19 protein-coding genes are annotated in these 17,754 nt (G+C 63.9%); 3 read left to right on the top strand and 16 right to left on the bottom strand.

The features are described 5' to 3' along the window. Nucleotides 1-39 precede the first annotated feature (39 nt). Both ACOOEX_RS01100 and ACOOEX_RS01095 read left to right on the top strand, forming a co-directional pair. A complete protein-coding gene (locus ACOOEX_RS01100) occupies nucleotides 40-1,974 on the top strand; it encodes an OmpA family protein (protein ID WP_420396743.1) in 1,935 nt (644 codons plus the stop codon). Further along, entirely contained in the window at nucleotides 1,971-2,297 is a 327-nt protein-coding gene (locus ACOOEX_RS01095) for a hypothetical protein (RefSeq protein WP_071691324.1), read from the top strand. The genes ACOOEX_RS01100 and ACOOEX_RS01095 overlap by 4 nt, the downstream gene beginning before the upstream one ends. 382 nt (nucleotides 2,298-2,679) lie before the next feature. Here ACOOEX_RS01095 and ACOOEX_RS01090 read toward each other — a convergent pair whose 3' ends face one another. From ACOOEX_RS01090 to ACOOEX_RS01040, 11 genes are all read right to left on the bottom strand, one after another. After that, nucleotides 2,680-3,135 (bottom strand): molybdenum cofactor biosynthesis protein MoaE, encoded by a 456-nt coding sequence (locus ACOOEX_RS01090; RefSeq protein ID WP_420396742.1) that lies wholly within the window; start codon nucleotides 3,133-3,135, stop codon nucleotides 2,680-2,682. 1 nt (nucleotide 3,136) lies between these two features. Then, nucleotides 3,137-3,385, bottom strand: a complete 249-nt coding sequence (gene moaD, locus ACOOEX_RS01085) for a molybdopterin converting factor subunit 1 (protein ID WP_420396741.1) — start codon at nucleotides 3,383-3,385, stop codon at nucleotides 3,137-3,139. Next, nucleotides 3,378-4,049, bottom strand: coding sequence for a CDP-diacylglycerol--glycerol-3-phosphate 3-phosphatidyltransferase (pgsA, locus tag ACOOEX_RS01080; protein WP_420396740.1), 672 nt, complete (start codon nucleotides 4,047-4,049; stop codon nucleotides 3,378-3,380). The genes moaD and pgsA overlap by 8 nt, the downstream gene beginning before the upstream one ends. A 76-nt stretch (nucleotides 4,050-4,125) precedes the next feature. Beyond that, the gene (gene uvrC, locus ACOOEX_RS01075) at nucleotides 4,126-5,994 is read right to left on the bottom strand and encodes an excinuclease ABC subunit UvrC (RefSeq protein ID WP_420396739.1); all 1,869 of its coding nucleotides are present in this window, start codon (nucleotides 5,992-5,994) and stop codon (nucleotides 4,126-4,128) included. A 310-nt stretch (nucleotides 5,995-6,304) separates the two neighbouring features. Continuing rightward, a complete protein-coding gene (locus ACOOEX_RS01070) occupies nucleotides 6,305-7,081 on the bottom strand; it encodes an SDR family oxidoreductase (RefSeq protein WP_420396738.1) in 777 nt (258 codons plus the stop codon). 13 nt (nucleotides 7,082-7,094) lie between these two features. Beyond that, nucleotides 7,095-8,054, bottom strand: a complete 960-nt coding sequence (locus ACOOEX_RS01065; RefSeq protein ID WP_420398303.1) for a calcium/sodium antiporter — start codon at nucleotides 8,052-8,054, stop codon at nucleotides 7,095-7,097. Between the two features lie 6 nt (nucleotides 8,055-8,060). After that, nucleotides 8,061-8,261: a hypothetical protein gene (locus ACOOEX_RS01060; RefSeq protein ID WP_420396737.1), complete on the bottom strand. Its 201-nt coding sequence runs from the start codon at nucleotides 8,259-8,261 to the stop codon at nucleotides 8,061-8,063. 1 nt (nucleotide 8,262) lies between these two features. Beyond that, nucleotides 8,263-9,063, bottom strand: a complete 801-nt coding sequence (locus ACOOEX_RS01055; RefSeq protein WP_420396736.1) for a S49 family peptidase — start codon at nucleotides 9,061-9,063, stop codon at nucleotides 8,263-8,265. Nucleotides 9,064-9,162: 99 nt separating this feature from the next. Beyond that, complete coding sequence (locus ACOOEX_RS01050; RefSeq protein WP_420396735.1) at nucleotides 9,163-9,966, bottom strand: 3-hydroxybutyrate dehydrogenase; 804 nt, start codon at nucleotides 9,964-9,966, stop codon at nucleotides 9,163-9,165. Beyond that, complete coding sequence (locus ACOOEX_RS01045; protein WP_420396734.1) at nucleotides 9,963-11,465, bottom strand: class I adenylate-forming enzyme family protein; 1,503 nt, start codon at nucleotides 11,463-11,465, stop codon at nucleotides 9,963-9,965. The genes ACOOEX_RS01050 and ACOOEX_RS01045 overlap by 4 nt, the downstream gene beginning before the upstream one ends. Further along, nucleotides 11,465-12,625, bottom strand: a complete 1,161-nt coding sequence (locus ACOOEX_RS01040) for an acetyl-CoA acetyltransferase (protein WP_420396733.1) — start codon at nucleotides 12,623-12,625, stop codon at nucleotides 11,465-11,467. Before ACOOEX_RS01040 ends, ACOOEX_RS01045 begins: the two co-directional genes overlap by 1 nt. Nucleotides 12,626-12,750: 125 nt before the next feature. On the opposite strand from ACOOEX_RS01040, the gene ACOOEX_RS01035 reads away from it, so the two are divergent. Beyond that, entirely contained in the window at nucleotides 12,751-13,293 is a 543-nt protein-coding gene (locus ACOOEX_RS01035) for a LuxR C-terminal-related transcriptional regulator (protein WP_420396732.1), read from the top strand. 4 nt (nucleotides 13,294-13,297) lie between these two features. Here ACOOEX_RS01035 and hpaH read toward each other — a convergent pair whose 3' ends face one another. From hpaH to ACOOEX_RS01010, 5 genes are all read right to left on the bottom strand, one after another. Further along, the gene (gene hpaH / locus ACOOEX_RS01030; RefSeq protein WP_420396731.1) at nucleotides 13,298-14,098 is read right to left on the bottom strand and encodes a 2-oxo-hept-4-ene-1,7-dioate hydratase; all 801 of its coding nucleotides are present in this window, start codon (nucleotides 14,096-14,098) and stop codon (nucleotides 13,298-13,300) included. Next, nucleotides 14,092-14,970: a fumarylacetoacetate hydrolase family protein gene (locus ACOOEX_RS01025; protein WP_420396730.1), complete on the bottom strand. Its 879-nt coding sequence runs from the start codon at nucleotides 14,968-14,970 to the stop codon at nucleotides 14,092-14,094. The genes hpaH and ACOOEX_RS01025 overlap by 7 nt, the downstream gene beginning before the upstream one ends. Before the next feature lie 12 nt (nucleotides 14,971-14,982). Continuing rightward, a complete protein-coding gene (hpaD, locus tag ACOOEX_RS01020) occupies nucleotides 14,983-15,963 on the bottom strand; it encodes a 3,4-dihydroxyphenylacetate 2,3-dioxygenase (RefSeq protein ID WP_420396729.1) in 981 nt (326 codons plus the stop codon). Between the two features lie 234 nt (nucleotides 15,964-16,197). Then, nucleotides 16,198-16,905 carry a ThuA domain-containing protein gene (locus ACOOEX_RS01015; RefSeq protein ID WP_420396728.1) on the bottom strand — a complete coding sequence of 236 codons (708 nt, stop codon included), beginning with the start codon at nucleotides 16,903-16,905 and terminating at the stop codon, nucleotides 16,198-16,200. Then, nucleotides 16,902-17,729, bottom strand: a complete 828-nt coding sequence (locus tag ACOOEX_RS01010; RefSeq protein ID WP_420396727.1) for an NAD(P)-dependent oxidoreductase — start codon at nucleotides 17,727-17,729, stop codon at nucleotides 16,902-16,904. The genes ACOOEX_RS01015 and ACOOEX_RS01010 overlap by 4 nt, the downstream gene beginning before the upstream one ends. Between the last annotated feature and the right edge of the window lie 25 nt (nucleotides 17,730-17,754).

Raw genomic sequence — 17,754 nt, 5'->3', positions numbered from 1 at the left:
AAAGCAGATGCAATTGATCCTGGGGCAGTCACAAGACGCATGCGTTTAGCCTTTCATTTCGCCGCTTTGGGGGCCTTTGCGCTTGCCGCCGTGCTCAGCCTGTTCATGGCTGTCTTCGGCGCGCGTCAGATCGAGCAGCAATCGGTGCAGGCGGTCAATTTCGCCATGCGCGAAGACGGGCTCGACTGGGTCGAGATCGGGGCCGACGGGTTGCGCGTGCTGATGGCTGGGACCGCCCCGGACGAGGCCGCGCGCTTTCACGCCCTGCGCCGCGCTGCCGAGATCGTGGATACCGACCGCATCATCGACAATATGGACGTGCTGGACCCCGAAGGTATCGAACCGCCACGCTTTTCGCTGGAGATGCTGCGCAACGATGACGGGGTGTCGCTGATCGGGCTGGTGCCGACCGCCGATGGCGATGACAGCCTGACCACGGGAATCAACGAACTGGCCGATGGCCTGCACGTAGCCAACATGGTCGAAACCGCCGCTTTCCCGGTGCCCGCCGGATGGGCGCCCGCGCTGCGTTTCGGCCTGCTGGCCCTGGCGGAACTGCCGCGCGCCAAGGTTTCCGTCTATGACGGGCAGGTGGTGGTCGAGGCGGTGGCCGACAGCCGTCAGCAACGCGACCAGTGGCAGCGCTTCCTTGAGGAAAACCGCCCCTCTTCGGTCCAGCTGGTGCTGGATATCTCGGCCCCCCGCCCGGTGATCACGCCGTTCACCTTGCGCTATGTCCAATCCGCAGGCGGCGGTCGGTTCGAGTCCTGCTCCGCCGGGACCGAAGACAGCCGCGACCGCATCCTGACCGCTGCGCGCAATGCCGGGCTGACCGGGCAGGACAGCTGCCGCATCGGGCTTGGCGTGCCGTCGCCCAACTGGGCCACCGCCGCCGAGTTGGCGATTGCCGCGGTCAGCCGGTTCGAGGATGCGACCGTGACCTTCTCGGATGCCGATATCACCCTGATCGTGGCGCAAGGCACCTCACCGGATCTATTCGACGAAGTCATCGGCGAACTGGACGCCGCCCTGCCGGAGGTCTTTTCGCTCCACGCCGTGCTGCCCGACCCGCCGCCCGAGGAAGAGGCCGAAGACGGCCTGCCAACCTTTACCGCCACCCGCAGCCCCGAGGGCTATGTGCAACTGCGTGGCCGCCTGCCCGATGAGCGCATCACCGAGGCCGTGCAAGCCTATGCCACGGCGTTGTTCGGCCGCCAGAATACCTATGTCGCGACCCGTATCGACGAAGACCTGCCCGGCGGCTGGACCCTGCGGGTGATGGCCGGGCTGGAGGCCATGGCACAGCTGCATAACGGGGCCGTCGTGGTCGAACCCGACACCGTGCGCATTCGAGGCAATTCCGGCAGCGAAAGCACCACCTCTGACCTGAGCCAGTTGATGAGCGAGCTTCTGGGCGCCGCCGAAAGGTTCGAGATCGACGTAACCTATGTGGCCAGCCTGGACCCGCAGACCGGGCTCTTGACGCCGCAACAGTGCCTCGACCGGATCAATGCCATTCTCGATCAGCGCAAGATCACCTTCGATCCCGGATCGGTCGAGATCAACGAAGAGACGGGGCGCATTCTGGACGATCTGGCCGAGATCCTGCCGGACTGTTCCCATGTGGATATGGAGATCGGCGGCCACACCGACAGCCAGGGCCGCGAGGAAATGAACCTGCGGCTGAGCCAGGGCCGGGCCGACGCGGTGCTGAACGGGCTTTTGGCGCGGCGGGTGCTGACCGCGAACCTGACCGCGCAGGGCTATGGCGAGACGCGGCCCATTGCCGACAATGACAGCGAAGACGGGCGCGAGACCAACCGGCGGATCGAATTTCTGCTGGCCAGCGACGTGGCGGAACGCGATGCACGCGAGGCCGCCGAGGCCCGCGCACAGCTGCTGGCCGATGCCCCCCGGCCCGTGATGCGCCCCGATAACCTAGTGCCCGCAGCGGCCGAGGAGGACACCGAATGAACCGCACCGAATTCATCGTGGTGATCGCGATCATCCTCTTCGTGGCCTTCGCGCTTGGCTGGTTCGCCAACTGGCTGGTGCACCGGCTGACACGGGTGTCGGGCGTCGACATGAACGAGTTGGAGGAAATGGCCAAGGCGCTGCATGACGCGGAAGAGACCCGCGATCAGGCGATTTCCTACCTGCAGCACCGCGAAGCGGAACTGACCAACCAGATCACCCAGACCGAGGCCGAGCTGCGGGCAGCCATGGAGGGTTTGCGCGAGGCGCGGCAGGAAGCCGAAGAGCTGCGCATCCACGTGGAACAGCAGAACCAGGGGTAGGCGGTTTCGCCGACTGCGTCGCCGACCCGGGAACGGCCCTTCTCAGGCCCCTTCGGGGCCCTCGTCGGGCCGTGTTGCCACGGACACGTGGTTGCTGGTTATGCGTCTGTCATCGGGTCGGGCGTGTGGAGGGGTTTGGATGCCTCCGGCGGGAGTATTTTTTGCCAAGAAGAAGGGGAAAGTTCACGAATTCTTAGGGGATTTGTGCTTTTGTATGGTCCAAGCGCTTGCCGGGTGACGCCGGTTTCCGGATCACGAGGGGATTTCTGGGCCTTTGCCGAAGACAGCCCCGAAAGGGCCAAGGCAGGCCGGTTCCATGCCCATTGCCCCGCATTCCTGCGGCGCCGCAGTCCTTTCCGAAAATGACGGTCAGATCATGAGCCTACCGCTGCTGCCAGCGCGCGAGGGCGTCTTCATCCTCGTCGCGGGCCGCGACCCATGCCGCGCCCTCGCCCGTGATTTCCTTCTTCCAGAACGGCGCGCGCGATTTCAGGTAGTCCATCAGAAACTCTGCCGCCGCGAAGGCATCTGCCCGGTGACGCGAAGCGGTGGCGACCATCATGATGGTGTCGCCCTGCCCCATGCGCCCGTAGCGGTGCAGGATGAAAGCGTCGGCCAGTTGCCATCGGCTCATCGCCTCCTCTGCGATCTTTGCCAGCGCTTTTTCGGTCATGCCCGGGTAGTGCTCGATCTCCATGGCGTCGAGATCGCCCGTCGCCACATCGCGAACGATGCCGGAAAAGCTGACCACCGCGCCCGCATTCGCCTGCCGCGCCGCAAAGCGGTTGAGCATCTCGCCCATGTCGAAGCTGTCGGACTGAACGATGATCTCGGGCATCTCAGCCCCCGGTCATCGGCGGGAAGAAGGCGACTTCCTTCGCCCCCGCAATCGGCGCGTCCAGATCGACCAGGTCCTGATCCACCGCGGCGCGGATGGCCTTGAGGTCAGAGAACGCAAAGGCATAGCCCTCATCCCGCGCTTTCAGCTCTTCGATCAGTTCGGCCACGGTGCTGGCCTCTGTTTCGATGGTTTCGTGCGCTGTGCCCACGCGTTCGCGCAGCCAGGCGAAATAGCGCAGCTCAATCATGGGGGTCCTCCCGCAGATGGGGCATGGCCTTGGCCAGGTAGTCCACGCCTGTCACCACGGTCAGTGCCGCCGCAAGCCACAGCAGGACGATGCCGCCGTAATAGGCGCGGTTGGCCCATTGGCTGAGGGCGACAAGGTGGAACTCATCCTCGACCTCGCCTGCAAAGATCTGGGCAACGATTTCGGCTGACATGCCATAGACATTCATTCCAAAATGATGCTCGAAAATCCCGTAGGAAAACAGCACCGCGATGGCGACCATCTGCACGGTGGTTTTCCACTTGGCCAGTTTCGTCACGCTGAGCGTGCCCGCCTTGTTGCCGAGGAATTCGCGCAGGCCAGAGACGAAGACCTCTCGGAACAGGATCGCGGCGACGGGCAGAATCAACACGGTCTGGAACCCGAAAAGCCCCATCAGCGTGGCCAGGGCGATCACCACCATCGCCTTGTCGGCAATCGGGTCGAGCATGGCGCCGAAACGGCTATGCTGTTTCCACAGACGCGCCAGATAGCCGTCGAGCCAGTCGGTCAGGGCCGCTGTCACGAAGAGGATCAGGGCGACCCAGTCGGCATAGGGGCGCGGCAGGATCAGGAAGATGATCGCAACGCCGGGGGCGGCGGCAAGCCGCGCGACTGTCAGGATATTTGGCAAGGTCCATCGCATGGCCAAGCATTAGCGCGGTTGCAGGGGCGGGACCAGCCCCGGCGGCAACGCCCCGCGCGATTTTGCGCGCACGGGGTCAACCTTTTTCATGGAAGAAATCATAGATTGTTTCGGCCAGCGCATCCGAGATCCCGTCCACGGCCTTCAGATCGGCAAGGTCCGCGCGGCTGACCGCCTTGGCGCTGCCGAAATGGGCCAGAAGCGCACGTTTGCGGGTGGCGCCGACGCCGGGCACGTCATCCAGAGGCGTGGCCCCGATGGCCTTGGCGCGCTTGGCGCGGTGCGTGCCGATGGCGAAGCGGTGCGCCTCGTCGCGCAGGCGCTGGACGAAATAAAGCACCGGGTCGTTGCGCTTCAGGGCGAAGGCGGGCTTGCCGAGGCGGTGGAACTCCTCCTTGCCCGCATCGCGGTCGATCCCCTTGGCGACGCCGATAAAGGGAACGTCGTCGATGCCCAGATCGGCAAGGATCTCCGCCACCGCGCTCACCTGTCCCGCGCCGCCGTCGATGAGCAGAAGGTCGGGCCAGGCGTCGCTTTCTCGGTCCGGGTCTTCTTTCAGCAGGCGTTTGAAGCGGCGGTTCAGAACCTCTTTCATCATGCCGAAATCGTCGCCCGGCGTCAGGCTGTCGCCCTTGATGTTGAACTTGCGGTACTGGCTTTTCAAAAATCCCTCGCGCCCGGCCACGATCATGCCGCCCACGGCATTGGTGCCCTGGATGTGAGAGTTGTCGTAGACCTCGATCCGCTCGGGCGGGTTTTCCAGCCCGAACGCCTCCGCCAGCCCATCCAGCAATCTGCCCTGCGTGGCGGCCTCGCTCATCTTACGGGCGAGGCTTTCGCGGGCGTTCCTTGCCGCGAAGGACACCAGTTCGGCCTTTTCGCCCCTGAGCGGCACCAGCAATTCCACCTTGCGGCCGCGTTTTTCCGTCAATGCCTCTGCCATCAGGTCGGCATTCTCGATGGGGTGCGACAGCAGTATCTGCCTTGGCGGGTCCTTCTCGTCATAGAACTGGCCAAGGAACGCCTCCAGCACCTCTGCCTCTTCCGCGCCGGACCCGGTGCGCGGGTAGAAATCGCGGTTACCCCAGTTCTGGTTGGCGCGGATGAAAAAGACCTGAACGCAGGCCTGCCCGCCCTCCATATGCAACGCCACGACGTCGGCCTCGGCCACGCCGCGCGGGTTGATGCCTTGCACCCCCTGCACCACGGTCAGCGCGCGGATACGGTCCCGCAGGGCGGCGGCGCGTTCGAATTCCATCGCCTCGGACGCGGCCTGCATGTCCCGCGCCAGCGCCTCCTGAATATGGCCGCCGTTGCCGGACAGAAACCGCTCGGCATCCTTAACCGATTGCGCGTAAGCTTCCGCCGAGATCAGGCCCACGCAAGGGCCGCTGCACCGCTTGATCTGGTAGAGCAGGCACGGCCGTGTGCGGCTATCGAAGGTGGCGTCTGAGCAGTTGCGCAGCAGGAAGACCTTCTGCAACTGGTTCAGGGTCCGGTTCACCGCGTCGGCGCTGGCGAAGGGGCCGTAGTAATTGCCCTTCTCCTTCTTCGCGCCGCGATGCTTCTTGATCTGCGGAAATGCGTGCGACCGGCTGACGAGGATGTTTGGGAAGCTCTTGTCGTCGCGCAGCAGCACGTTGTAGCGCGGTTTCAGCTGCTTGATCAGGTTCTGTTCCAGCAGCAGCGCCTCGGTTTCCGTGCGCGTGGTCAGGAACATCATCTCGGTCGTCTCGCGGATCATCCGGGCGATCCGGGCGCTGTGGCCCGTGGGCTTGGCATAGTTTGCCACACGCTTCTTCAGGTTCCGCGCCTTGCCCACGTAAAGCACCCGCGCCTGCGCATCGAGCATGCGGTAAACGCCCGGAGAGCCGTCAATCAGCTTCAGGTAAGAGGCGATCAATTCATGGCCGGTCAGCGGCATTTCAGAGGGCGTTTCAGACATCGTGATCCAGTTGAATCGATTCCATTGTCGGCTGCAACGATCCGGGGGCATGTTCAAGGAAAACCTTGTCCACGGTTTCTGTGGATAACCTTAGGGATAAAATGTTGGGATCGGTGATTTTTCCTTGTATTTGGCAGGGTTCATCGAATTGCCTAAATTTTAGGCACCCTTTTAATCTACTGAAAACAAGTGGAATTTTTTTTTCCACAGGCATGTTAAGGAAGCATGTCATAAAAGGGTCACACCCCTGTTACCGCAGCGTTAACGGTGGAAAACTGCGGGCGACCTGCCGAAAAAGGCCGGTTCGGGTCTATTCGACGCCAAGAATATCAGGGGTCTGCCAAGCCAGGTGCTGGCCACCATCGACGCAGATCAGCTGCCCCGTCACGCTGCGCGCGTGAAGGAAATAAAGCAGCGCCTGAACAATGCCCTCTGCATCCGCACCACGGCTCAGAACCGTTGCCTTGCGCTGACGTGCAAAATGGCTGTCGGACTGGCGCACGCCCTGCATGGTGGGACCAGGCCCGATGGCGTTGACACGCACATGCGGGGCCAGCGCCTGCGCGGCGGTGCGGGTGAAAGCCCAAAGCCCCATCTTGGCGATGGTGTAGCTCATGAATTCGGGCGTCAGCTTCTGCACCCGCTGATCGACCATGTTGACCACCAGCCCCCGCGCCTGCGGCTCGCCATTCTCGTCGGGTTCCGCCGGGGGCATCTGCGCGGCCAGCGCCTGCGTCAGCACCACCGGCGCGCGCAGGTTGGATTCCATGTGCCTGTCCCAGCTGGTCCGGGTCATCGACTGGATGTTGTCGTATTCAAAGACCGAGGCGTTGTTGACCAACACCGTCACCGGCTGAGCGAGGGCCTCAACCGCGCGGGGCAGCAGGGCCTGAGTCTGGTCTTCATTCAACAGGTCCGCCTGGAGCGTCACGGCCCGGCGGCCAAGGGCGCGGATGGCGTTTGCGGTGTCTTCGGCTTCATTCGATGATCCGGCATAGTGGATGGCCACGTCATGGCCCGCCTCTGCCAGCGCCAACGCCATGGCCCGGCCAAGCCGCTTTGCCCCACCTGTCACGAGTGCGGTCATCCTTGCCCTCCGTTCAGCTCAGGACACTGATCACATAAATGAGGTACAGCACGGTGAAAACCACCCCCACGACGCGGCCAAACACCCAACGGAAATAAACGAACGGGATCAGCAGCAACGAGGCGGCCAGCATGATCCACAGATCGAAGGTCAGGATCTCCGCGTCGACCGGGATCGGCCCGACCAAGGACGCGACGCCGATGATTCCCAGAAGGTTGAAGATGTTCGACCCGATCACATTGCCCAGCGCCACTTCGGCATGACGGCGCAGCGCGGCCATGACGGTTGTGGCCAGTTCCGGCAGCGAGGTGCCGACGGCCACAAGCGTCAACCCGATGGCGGTTTCGCTAACGCCGAAACTGCGCGCGATCACCACCGAGCTATCCACCAGCAGATCTGCGCCAAGCGGCAGGCCCACGAGCCCGAGCAAAAGGAAGACGACGATCTGCCACCAGGGCATGTCGGGGTCGGCGCCTTCCACATCCTCCAGCTCTTCCAATGCGGCCGTGGCGGCGCTGTCGCGCTTGTGCGACCGCGCTGTCCAGGCGGCTTCCCCCAGCATCAGCGCCAGACCCGCCAAAAGGATCAGCCCGTGCCACCATGTGAACGGACCGGCGAAGGCCAGCCCGATGAAGGCCAGGGTCGCAACCATCATGATCACGAAGTTGCGGCGGGTGTCGCATTGACTGGTATCCAGCCCCGACATGAGCGCGGGAATACCCAGAACCAGCAGGATATTGGCGGTGTTCGACCCCACCACATTGCCAAGCGCCAGCCCCGGCACCCCGTCCAGAATGGCGCTGATCGAGATCAGAAGTTCGGGCGCCGAGGTGCCGAAGGCCACGATGGTCAGACTGACGATAAGTGCCGGGATGCCGAGGCGCAGGCTCAGGTTCACCGCGCCCCTGACCAGCGTATCCCCCGCAAGCAGAAGGATTACGAGGCCAAGCCCCGCCAGAAGGAATTCGGTGATCAGCACTTAGCTGCGCCCCTCGTTGCAATTGCGGCAGGCCCCGCCCGTCACGTTGATCTGCCCGCAGGTGGGGCAGGTGCGGGGGCGTGGCAGACTGCCGCTTTTGCGCCGCGTCACACGCCGCGCCCCGCCCGGCCAGCGCAGCCGCCCGAACATGGCCAGAACCGCCATGCCAACGAGGAAGAATGTTGCGATCTTGACCAGCATGTCAGAGCCCGTACCGCGCCCATGTGGCACGATCCTCGACCTGTCCCAGCGCCTCTGCCGTCAGGCTGGCACCGAAGCGCTGAAAGAGGCCCCGCTTGGGGCCGTGGACAGCGAAGCGGGTCTTCTCGCCGTAAAGCTCTTTCATCTTGGGCACCAGATGGGCGATGCCATCGGCCAGCCCCAGATCGACGGCGCGCTGCCCTACCCAGAACTCGCCGGTGAAGATATCCGCATCCTCTGCCAGCCGGTCACCCCGGCGCGCCTTCACATGGGCGATGAAGCTTTCGTGGATCTGCGCCTGCAGCCCTTTCAGACGGGCGATATCCTCGTCCCTCTCAGGGCGGAACGGGTCCAGCATGGACTTGTCCTTGCCTGCCGTGTGGACGCGCCGTTCAATGCCATGTCGCGCGATAAAGTCCTGCAAGCCGAAGCTGGCGGAAATCACCCCGATCGACCCCGCGATAGAGCTGTCATCGAGCCAGATGTGATCCGCCGCACAGGCCAGCCAATAGCCGCCCGAGGCCGCCACATCTTCGACGAAGGCATGAACGGGCACCTTCTTCTCTTCCGCCAGCCGCCGGATGCGGGCAGCGATGAGCGAGGATTGCGCGGGCGAGCCACCGGGCGAGTTGATCACCAGCGCCACCGCCTTTGGCTTGCCCTTGGCAAAGGCCTTCTCGATGGCGGGGGCCATGGCCATGTCGTTCAGAACCCCGGCCCGGCTGCCGCTGGCAATGGGCCCGGTCAGCCGAATGACGGCGACCAGAGGGTCGGATGACATGAAGGGGATGAAACGTTTCATACAGGCCCATGTAGCCATGCCCCCGCCACCCGGCAAGAGCGGCCCTCACAGAATGCCAGGTCTGTGACCGCCCCGCCGCAGAAACTGAGTGTATCGGGCCTACTGTGCCGTCCAGCCGCCATCCACGGGGATGGCCGTGCCGGTCACGTTATGGGCCATGGGATCGCAGAGCCACAGCGCCAGCCGCCCGATCTCGGATGGGTCCGAGGTGCGGCGGGTGGGTTGTTTTTCGGCCAGCAGGTCGGCGATGGCAGCATCCCTGTCGCCGCCGATGATCTGGGCGCGCGCCTCGATCTGCGGCACGATCAGCGCGGTTTCGGTCCAGCCGGGGCAGATGCAGTTCACCGTCACGCCGCCCGAGGCTTTGCTGCCCGCCATCGCATATTCCAGCGCCGCCACTTTCGATAGGCCGATGATCCCGTGCTTGGCCGCCACATAAGGCGCCTTGTGGACCGAACCGATCAGTCCTTGGACCGAGGCGATATTGACCACCCGGCCAAAGCCCCTGTCCGCCATCACCGGCAGCGCGTGCTGCATGGTATGGAAGGCCGCTGACAGGTTCACGGCGATGATCGCGTTCCAGTTGGCGCGCGGCATGTCGGCTATCGGCGCGGGGTGCTGGATGCCTGCGTTGTTGACGAGGATATCGGCCCCGCCCCAATCGGCCACTGCAGCCATCAGGGCATCAATTTCCTCGGGCTGCATCAGGTCGCCGGGGAAGAAGCGGACCTCACTTGCGCCAGCGGCCCGCAAAGCCGCGCTCGCCGTTTCAATCTCGGTCTCTGTCGCGATCCCGTGCAGGGCGACCCGCGCACCAGCCCCGGCCAGTGCCTCGGCAATCGCAAAACCGATCCCCTGCACCGATCCGGTGACCAGCGCCGTCTTTCCCGAAAGATCCGTCATCTGTCATGCTCCAGCAGTTTGCGCAGCTCGGTCTTCAGAACCTTGCCGTAATTGTTCTTGGGCAGCGCCTTGACCCGACGGTAGTGCTTGGGCCGTTTGAAGCGCGCGATATTGTCGAGGCAGAGCTGGTCCAGCTCCTCCGGCCGCGCCTGTCCGACATAGAAGGCCACCACCTCCTCCCCCCAATCGGGATGCGGTTTGCCGACGACGGAGGCCTCTGACACGGCGTCATGCATCAGCAGCACCTCCTCCACTTCACGCGGGTAGATATTGGACCCGCCCGAGATGATCATGTCCTTGGATCGGTCCTGCATGGTGACATAGCCATCTGCGTCCATGAAGCCCATGTCCCCGGTCATCAGCCAGCCGTTCAGCAGTGTCTTGGCCGTGGCCTCGGCGTTCTGCCAATAGCCGGGCATGACGGTGTCGCCCTTGACCATGATCTCGCCGTGTTCGCCCGGCGGCAGCGGGTTGCCCTCTGCATCGCCGATCCTCACTTCAACAGCGGATTGCGCGCGCCCGACCGAGGCGAGCCTTTCGCGCCAGCGGGGGTGGCGGCGGTCGGTTACATCATGGCGGGAAAGCGCGGTGATCCCCATCGGGCATTCACCCTGTCCGTAAACCTGCACAAAAACCGGTCCGAATTGATCCACGGCCTCGACAATATCAGCGACATACATCGGCCCGCCCGCATAGACGACCGTCCGCAACCCTTCGCCGGTTTCTCCGGTCTCTTTCGCGATCTCGGTCATCCGTTTGACCATAGTTGGGGCGGCGAACATGTGGATGCGGGTGTGATGCTTGGCCAGCGCGAAAATCTCCGCCTCATCGAACCCGCCCGACGGCGGGAAAACGTGACGCGCCCCGGCACGGACATGCATCAGGTTGTAGATCCCGGCCCCGTGGGAAAGGGGCGCGGCGTAAAGCGCGGCATCGTCAGGACTGACCGCATCGGCATCGACCTCGTAGCACAGCGCCATTGAGATCAGCATCCTGTGCGTGATCATAACCCCCTTGGGCCGCCCGGTGGTGCCGGAGGTGTAGAAGAGCCAGGCCAGATCATCCGGGCTGCGGTCCTGCGCGGGGATCGGGTCGGTGGCGTAGATGGCGTCCATCCCGGTGCCGATATCGACGATCTCGCCCGCCGCCTCCGCCTCGCGCAGGTCCCCGGCCATGCCGGGCGAGGCGAAGCTCAGCCTGGTGCCGGAATCGCCGATGATCCACGCGGCCTCTCGCCCGTGCAGCTTGGCATTGATCGGCACCACCGCCGCGCCCGCATACCACGCGCCATATTGCACGATCAGGTAATCGGGCACGTTCTTCATGAAAAGCGCCACCCGATCGCCGGGGCCGATGCCCTTGGCGGTCAGCCAGCCCGCCACGGCAGCGGCCTTGGCGTGGAAGCTGCCGTAATCTTCTACAAGATCGGTTCCAAGATACATCGCGGGCCGGTCGGGGCTGACCTGAGCCATACGGTGAAGCCAGAAGGATATGTTCATCAGGCGCGCTCGGCCTCCAGAATGGTGCAGTAATTGGCGACGCCAGAGCCGCCCATGTTGAACACCATACCCAAAGACGCGCCGTCTTGCTGCATCTCTTCTGCGGTGCCGGTCACCTGCCGCGACACCAGCACATGCATGGAGACCCCCGTGGCCCCAACCGGGTGCCCCTTGGCCTTCAGCCCGCCCGACAGGTTCACCGGCAGCCGCCCGTTCCGCATGACCGCCCCTTCGCGCAGCAGGCTCTCCCCCTGCCCCGGCGCGGCCAGCCCCATGGCCTCGTAAATCATCAGCTCGGCGATGGTGAAACAGTCATGCACCTCGGCCACATGCAGATCGTCAAGCGTCACGCCACCGGCCAGAAGCGCCCGCCGGAACGCCTCTCGCGGGCCTTCGAACGCCGTCAGGTCACGGCGTGACATGGGCAGGAAGTCATTCACCTGTTCGGCCGCCCGCAGGCGCACGGCGCGGGGCATGGCCCTTGCCACGTCATCAGCGACAAGCACGATGGCAGCGGCCCCGTCAGACACCAGTGAGCAATCCGACATCTTCAGGGGTGCCGCGATCATCGGGTTGCGCTCGCTTTCCGTTGCGCAGAACTCCACCGGCAGTTCCTTGTGCAGCTGCGCCAGAGGGTTCGCCATGGCATTGGCGTGGTTCTTGGCGGCGATCATTGCCAAGGCTTCCGTCTTGTCGCCGTACCTGTCGAAATAGGCCCGCGCGAAGCCTGCGAAGACGGCGGGGAAGGACAGGCCCGCCTCTTCCTTCTGATAGGCGGCATGGCCAAGCGCGGCGGCCACATCACGGGTGGGCAGGTGGGTCATCTTCTCAACCCCCAGGACGAGCGCCACCTTCGCCTCGCCCGCCAGGATCGCGTTGCGTGCGGCGAAGACGGCGGCAGATCCGGACGCACATGCGTTCTCAACACGGGTTGCGGGGGTGAAGCGCATCAACGGGTCTATCGACAGGGCCATCGAGGCGGGGAAGCCATCGGGCACCATGCCGCCGTTGAAATGGCCCATCCAGATTCCGTCCACCTCGCCCGGTGCAATGCACGCATGGGCCAGCGCCTCGCGTCCGGCCTCGATGACAAGATCTTCGATCCCCTGCCCTTCCAGCTTACCGAATTTCGTGTGACCCCAGCCAACGATATGAACCATTCCCGGTTCCTCCCTATGATGCTGGCGGCAGGATGCGCCTGCGCGCGGCACCCGGCAATTCCGTAGAACTACGTGGGTAACAAGGGGTATCCCCAAAGCCGCGCAATCACGCTAGACCTATTGATATGGACCCGCACGCCCTTGCCTTCACTCATGCGCCGCTTGGCCTTGTTCTGCTGGAAAACCGGGTGATCCGGGCTGCCAATCTGCGCTTTGCCGAGATCTTCGCCGGGCCGGTTGAGGCGTTCGCGGGCATGGACATGGCGCGGCTTTACCCGTCGGTCGAGGACTACCAGAGGATCGGCGCGCGCGGGCTGGCGGCGATGCGCGAAAGCGGCACTTATGACGATGAACGGATCATGCAGCGCCTGACCGGAGAGCTCTTCTGGTGCCGGGGGCGGGGGCGGTCGCTGACACCCGACGACCCGTTCGCACGCGGCGTCTGGTCTTTCTCGGACCTGTCAGAGGCCCGCCCTGTTGTGCAGCTGACCCCGCGCGAGAGAGAGGTGGCGATGCTGACCGGACAGGGCCTGACATCCAAGGAAATCGGGCGCAAGCTGGACCTGTCCTACCGCACGGTGGAACAGCATCGCGCCCGGCTGCTGAAGAAATTCGACGCCCGCAATATCGCGGAACTGGTGGCGCGGTTTTCGGGGATGCCGTTTTAGGCGCTCAGGCGAACCGCACCGAAACCGACCCGAAAGGCCCATAATCCGCATGGATATCCGTGCCCGGCGGGCATTCCACCGGGGCAACGAAGGACCCTGCCAGAACCACCTGCCCCGCTTCCAGATGCTGCCCATATTGGCCCATGCGGTCCGACAGCCAGACAATGCCCATGACGGGATCGTTCAGCACGGCTGCGCCAAGCCCTGTGGCCACGACCTGATCGTTCTTCGTCAGGATCGCGCCGACCCACCGGAGGTCGACATCCTCGGGCGCGTGACGCTGCCCGCCCAGAACGATGCCGCCATTCGCGGCGTTGTCGGCCACGGTGTCGAAGATCCTGCGCGGCTGGCCGGTCACGGGGTCGGCGCGCTGAATGCGGGTGTCGAGGATCTCGATCGCGGGGGCCACGTAGTCGGTCGCGGTCAGCACCTGGTCACGCGTCACCTGCCCATGCAAGGGCCCCTTCAGAACAAATGCAATCTCCGCCTCGATCCTTGGCTGGATGAATCGCCCGGCGGGCACGGTACTGCCATCGGGGAAATCCATGTCGTCATAGATGACGCCGCTATCGGGCGTGTCGATGCCAAGCGCGTCCTGCATAACCTTGGAGGTCAGGCCGATCTTCCAGCCGATGATGCGACGGCCCTGGGCCAGTTTGCGGGCCATCTGGGCGGATTGGATCGCGTAGGCATCGTCCAGCGTGATCCCCGGATGGCGCAGGGACAGCAGACCGATCTGACGGCGATCCGCCTCGGCCTGCAACAGATCCTGCGCCGCCTGATCCACCTCGGCCCGCGTCAGCATCCTTCGTCCTCCACCCCGTTACGCAGAATGCCGATGCCCTCGGCCTCCACCTCGATCACGTCGCCGGGCTTCAGCCAGATCGGCGGATCGAACCGCGCACCCGCGCCGGTGGGGGTGCCGCAGACGATGACATCGCCGGGGACCAGCGTGGTGAAGGTCGAGACATAGTTCACGATATAGCGGAAATCATAGAGCATCCGCCCCGTCCGGTCCTGCTGCCGGACCTCGCCATTCACGCGGGTGGTGAGCGCGATATCATCGAGCTGCGCCGCATCCCTGAACGGCACCAGCCAAGGGCCAATCGCCCCCGACCTATCCCAGTTCTTGCCTTGCGTGACGTTGAACTTCGCGTGACGCACCCAATCGCGGATCGTACCTTCGTTGCACAGTGTCAGGGCGGCGATGTGATCATAGGCCGTTTCTCGCGGGATGCGCCGCCCGCCCTTTCCGATGACGATGGTCACTTCGCCTTCATAATCCAGCTGCGGCGATTCCGGCGGGCGGATCAGGTTCTGGCCGTGGCCCACGAAACTACGCGGGAAGCGGATGAACATCGAGGGCCTGCCGGGCGCGGCCTGACCGTCCTTGTATTCGGCATTCCGGTCGGGGAAGTTCACGCCGATGCAGATGATCTTTTCGGGATGCGCCACAGGGATCAGATAGGTGATGTCCCCGGGCTGATAGGTCGGGGCCTGCCCATGGGCGGCGGCGATGACCTCTTCCAATGCACCAGCAGCGACAACATCCTGAAGCGTGGCAAAGCGGGTGCCGAATTGCGCTGTCATGTCGATGATGCCGGCCTCGGTCACGACGCCATAGCGGTCCGCGCTATCGGCGTGGAAGGCAGCGATACGGGCGGGTAATGCAGTCATGTCGGGCACCTCTCAGGGGGCGATGATGGGCTGGGAGGTCAGATCGCTGTCGACCAGATCGGCCCCATCAAAGACCGACCCAAGCTCGAACCAACTGCGAGGTGCAGGTGCGCCCCAAAGTGTCTGGCGCTGCGGGTCTTTCAGATCCCATTTGATCGGTTCGTGATCGGGGTCGATGGTCTGGTAGTCGGAACAATAGATCTCGGTCCGGTGCCCGTCCTTGTCGCGGATATACAGGAAGAAGGCGTTCGAAATCCCGTGCCGTCCTGGCCCGCGTTCGATGTTTTCAAGGTAACCCGTGGTCGACATCAGGTCGAGCAGGTCGATGATGTTGAGCGGTGTCGGCACCCAAAAGGCCACATGGTGCAGCCGAGGCCCGGTGCCGTTGGTGAAGGCAATGTCATGCACGCCGCCCTTGCGGTGCATCCACGCCGCCCAGGTCCGGCCCGTTTCGGCATCTTCGGTGTATTCCGTGACGCGAAAACCCAATTCGTTATAGAAGGCCACGCTTTCATCCACATTCGATGAGAACAGGTTGAAATGGTCGATGCGGAGCGGCTTGACCCCTCGGTACAGCTTGTATTGCTGATGGATCGGGGGCAGCCGGTCCATATGCGCGTAGAATTCCAGCGGCACCCCGAACGGGTCGCGCGTGGCCAGCACCCGGCCCATGAAGGGACGCTCGATCCAGTCAACAGGCAGATCACGGGCGGCGAACCAATGGGCGGCCTTGTCGAGATCCTCGTCGCTCCAGAGCTTGAAGCCAAGACTGCCGACAGACCCTGCATCGGCCCGGCGCAGGATCAGGCAGTGATGGCCGCGTTCCTCCATCGCCCGCAGGTAGATCGCATCGGCATCCTCATGCGTGACTTGCAGCCCGAGCGTGTCCACATAGAACCCGCGTGCCCAGTCCAGATCCGTTACCCGCAACTCCACATGGCTGAGACGAACAATGTTGAATGGCGGTGACAGATTGGGGGCAGGAATTGGCATCGTATCCTCCGATCACGCCTAAGATCATGCACGGGCTAAAGCAGCTTGTATAGTTGCTTTGTTAAGCTTTATGGGGGTAGCCTGTCAACTACCCGCTCGTTTCACCGACAGGCGCGGCGCGCCGGACTGCACGGATATCAGCATCACAAAACCGGAAAGCGCACGCAGGGTCGATCCCGCGGGCGCTTTGCCTTGTGCCTTGTCTGCCATGTGGACAGGCCGTGCCCGCCAGTGTCAGTCCGCGCGGGTTGCAGCCCAGATCATGCCCCGGCGCAGGATCTCGGTCACTTGCGGCACTTTCAGATCGTTCAGCTCGTGCCCAATTGAGCAATAGAACACCCGGCCCTTGTCCCAACGGCGTTTCCAGACAACCGGGATGACCGTGCCTTCGATCCACCACAGGTGATCGCCGCTGAAGGTGGTGGTCGCCAGCACGTCGTTCGAGGGATCGACGAGCATGTAGTATTGCTCTGACCGCAGTCGGAAGCTCTTGATCCCCTGCACCAGCGGGTCGGCGGGTTTGCAGATCGTCACATCGTAGTCGATGTAATCCTCGGCCGGTTGCAGATTGTCGGGCCAGCCCGGCGGGTGGGCCACGAACTGCCCGCCGATGAGGAAATGGTAGGTCGGCCGGTCGCGGAAGGCGTCGCCCATATGGCCGTGCCAACCTGCAATCCCCCTGCCCTCGGAAATGAGCTTTAGCAGCCCATCCTCCTGCGGCTTGGTCATGTTGCCAAACTCTTCCTTGTGGCCGGACCGGGCCGAGGACCAGATCGGCACGATCAGGTCGACATCGGCAAGGCTTTCCGGCGAGGCCAGCGGCTCCAGCGTGTCGTAGACATCGACCTCGAAGCCATTGTCTTCCAGCAGCGCCTTGCACCAGTCACTGAAGTTGGTGGGGGTGTGACCTTCCCAGCCCCCGACGAAAAGCGCGGCTTTCATGTCTGTTTTCCTCGCATGTAGTTCAGGATTGCGGCCATGTCGCGCGCGTCATAGCCCGCGCCCGCCGCCTCGTTGAGTACGTCAAGCGTGACCCGGCTCTGCGGCAGGGGAACGCCCAGCTTGCCCGCCAGCTCCGCCGTCACGCGCATGTCCTTCTGCGCCAGCGCGACGGTGAAGGTCACCTCATGGGACGCCTCATCGAGATAGAGCGGCTTGCGGTATTTCAGCATCGGCGCGCAGGCGGCGCTGGCCTCGATCGCCTCGAAAGCCGCCCCGGTGGGGATGCCCGTAGCCTCTGCCAAAGTCATCGCCTCCGCGAAGGTCTGGTTGATGCCGTGGATCAGCATGTTGACGGCGAGTTTCATGACCGCCCCCGCGCCCGTTCGGCCAAGGCAGATCGTCTGCTTGCCCATGGCATCAAACAGCGGCTGGATATGGGCCAGCATGTCCTTGGAACAACCCGCCATGATCAGCAATTGCGCGTCCTGAGCGGCCTGCGTGGCACCGGACACGGGCGCGTCGATCACGACCCGGCCTTCCGGGGCAGCATCGGCCAGTGCTGCGATGTGATCGGGGCTCATCGTCCCCATTTCCAAGAAATGCGTGGCGCGCGACCCGGCAAACAGGCCCTCCGGTCCGAAATGGACCGCCTCGGAGGAGACATCGTCAGCCAGCATGGTCACGACGATATCGGCGACATCTGCCAGCGCGCGGGGAGAGACCGCGCTGACAGAGCCGGTGGCCGTCGCGAGGTCGCGCGCCTTGTCGGGGCTGCGGTTCCAGAGGATCACCTCATATCCCGCGCCCGCAAGGTTCGCGGCCATGCGGGCTCCCATTCTGCCAAGTCCG

Source organism: Nioella sp. (assembly GCF_965215655.1).
Classification (GTDB): Bacteria; Pseudomonadota; Alphaproteobacteria; order Rhodobacterales; family Rhodobacteraceae; genus Nioella.
This window is presented reverse-complemented; position numbering and strand designations above follow the sequence as displayed.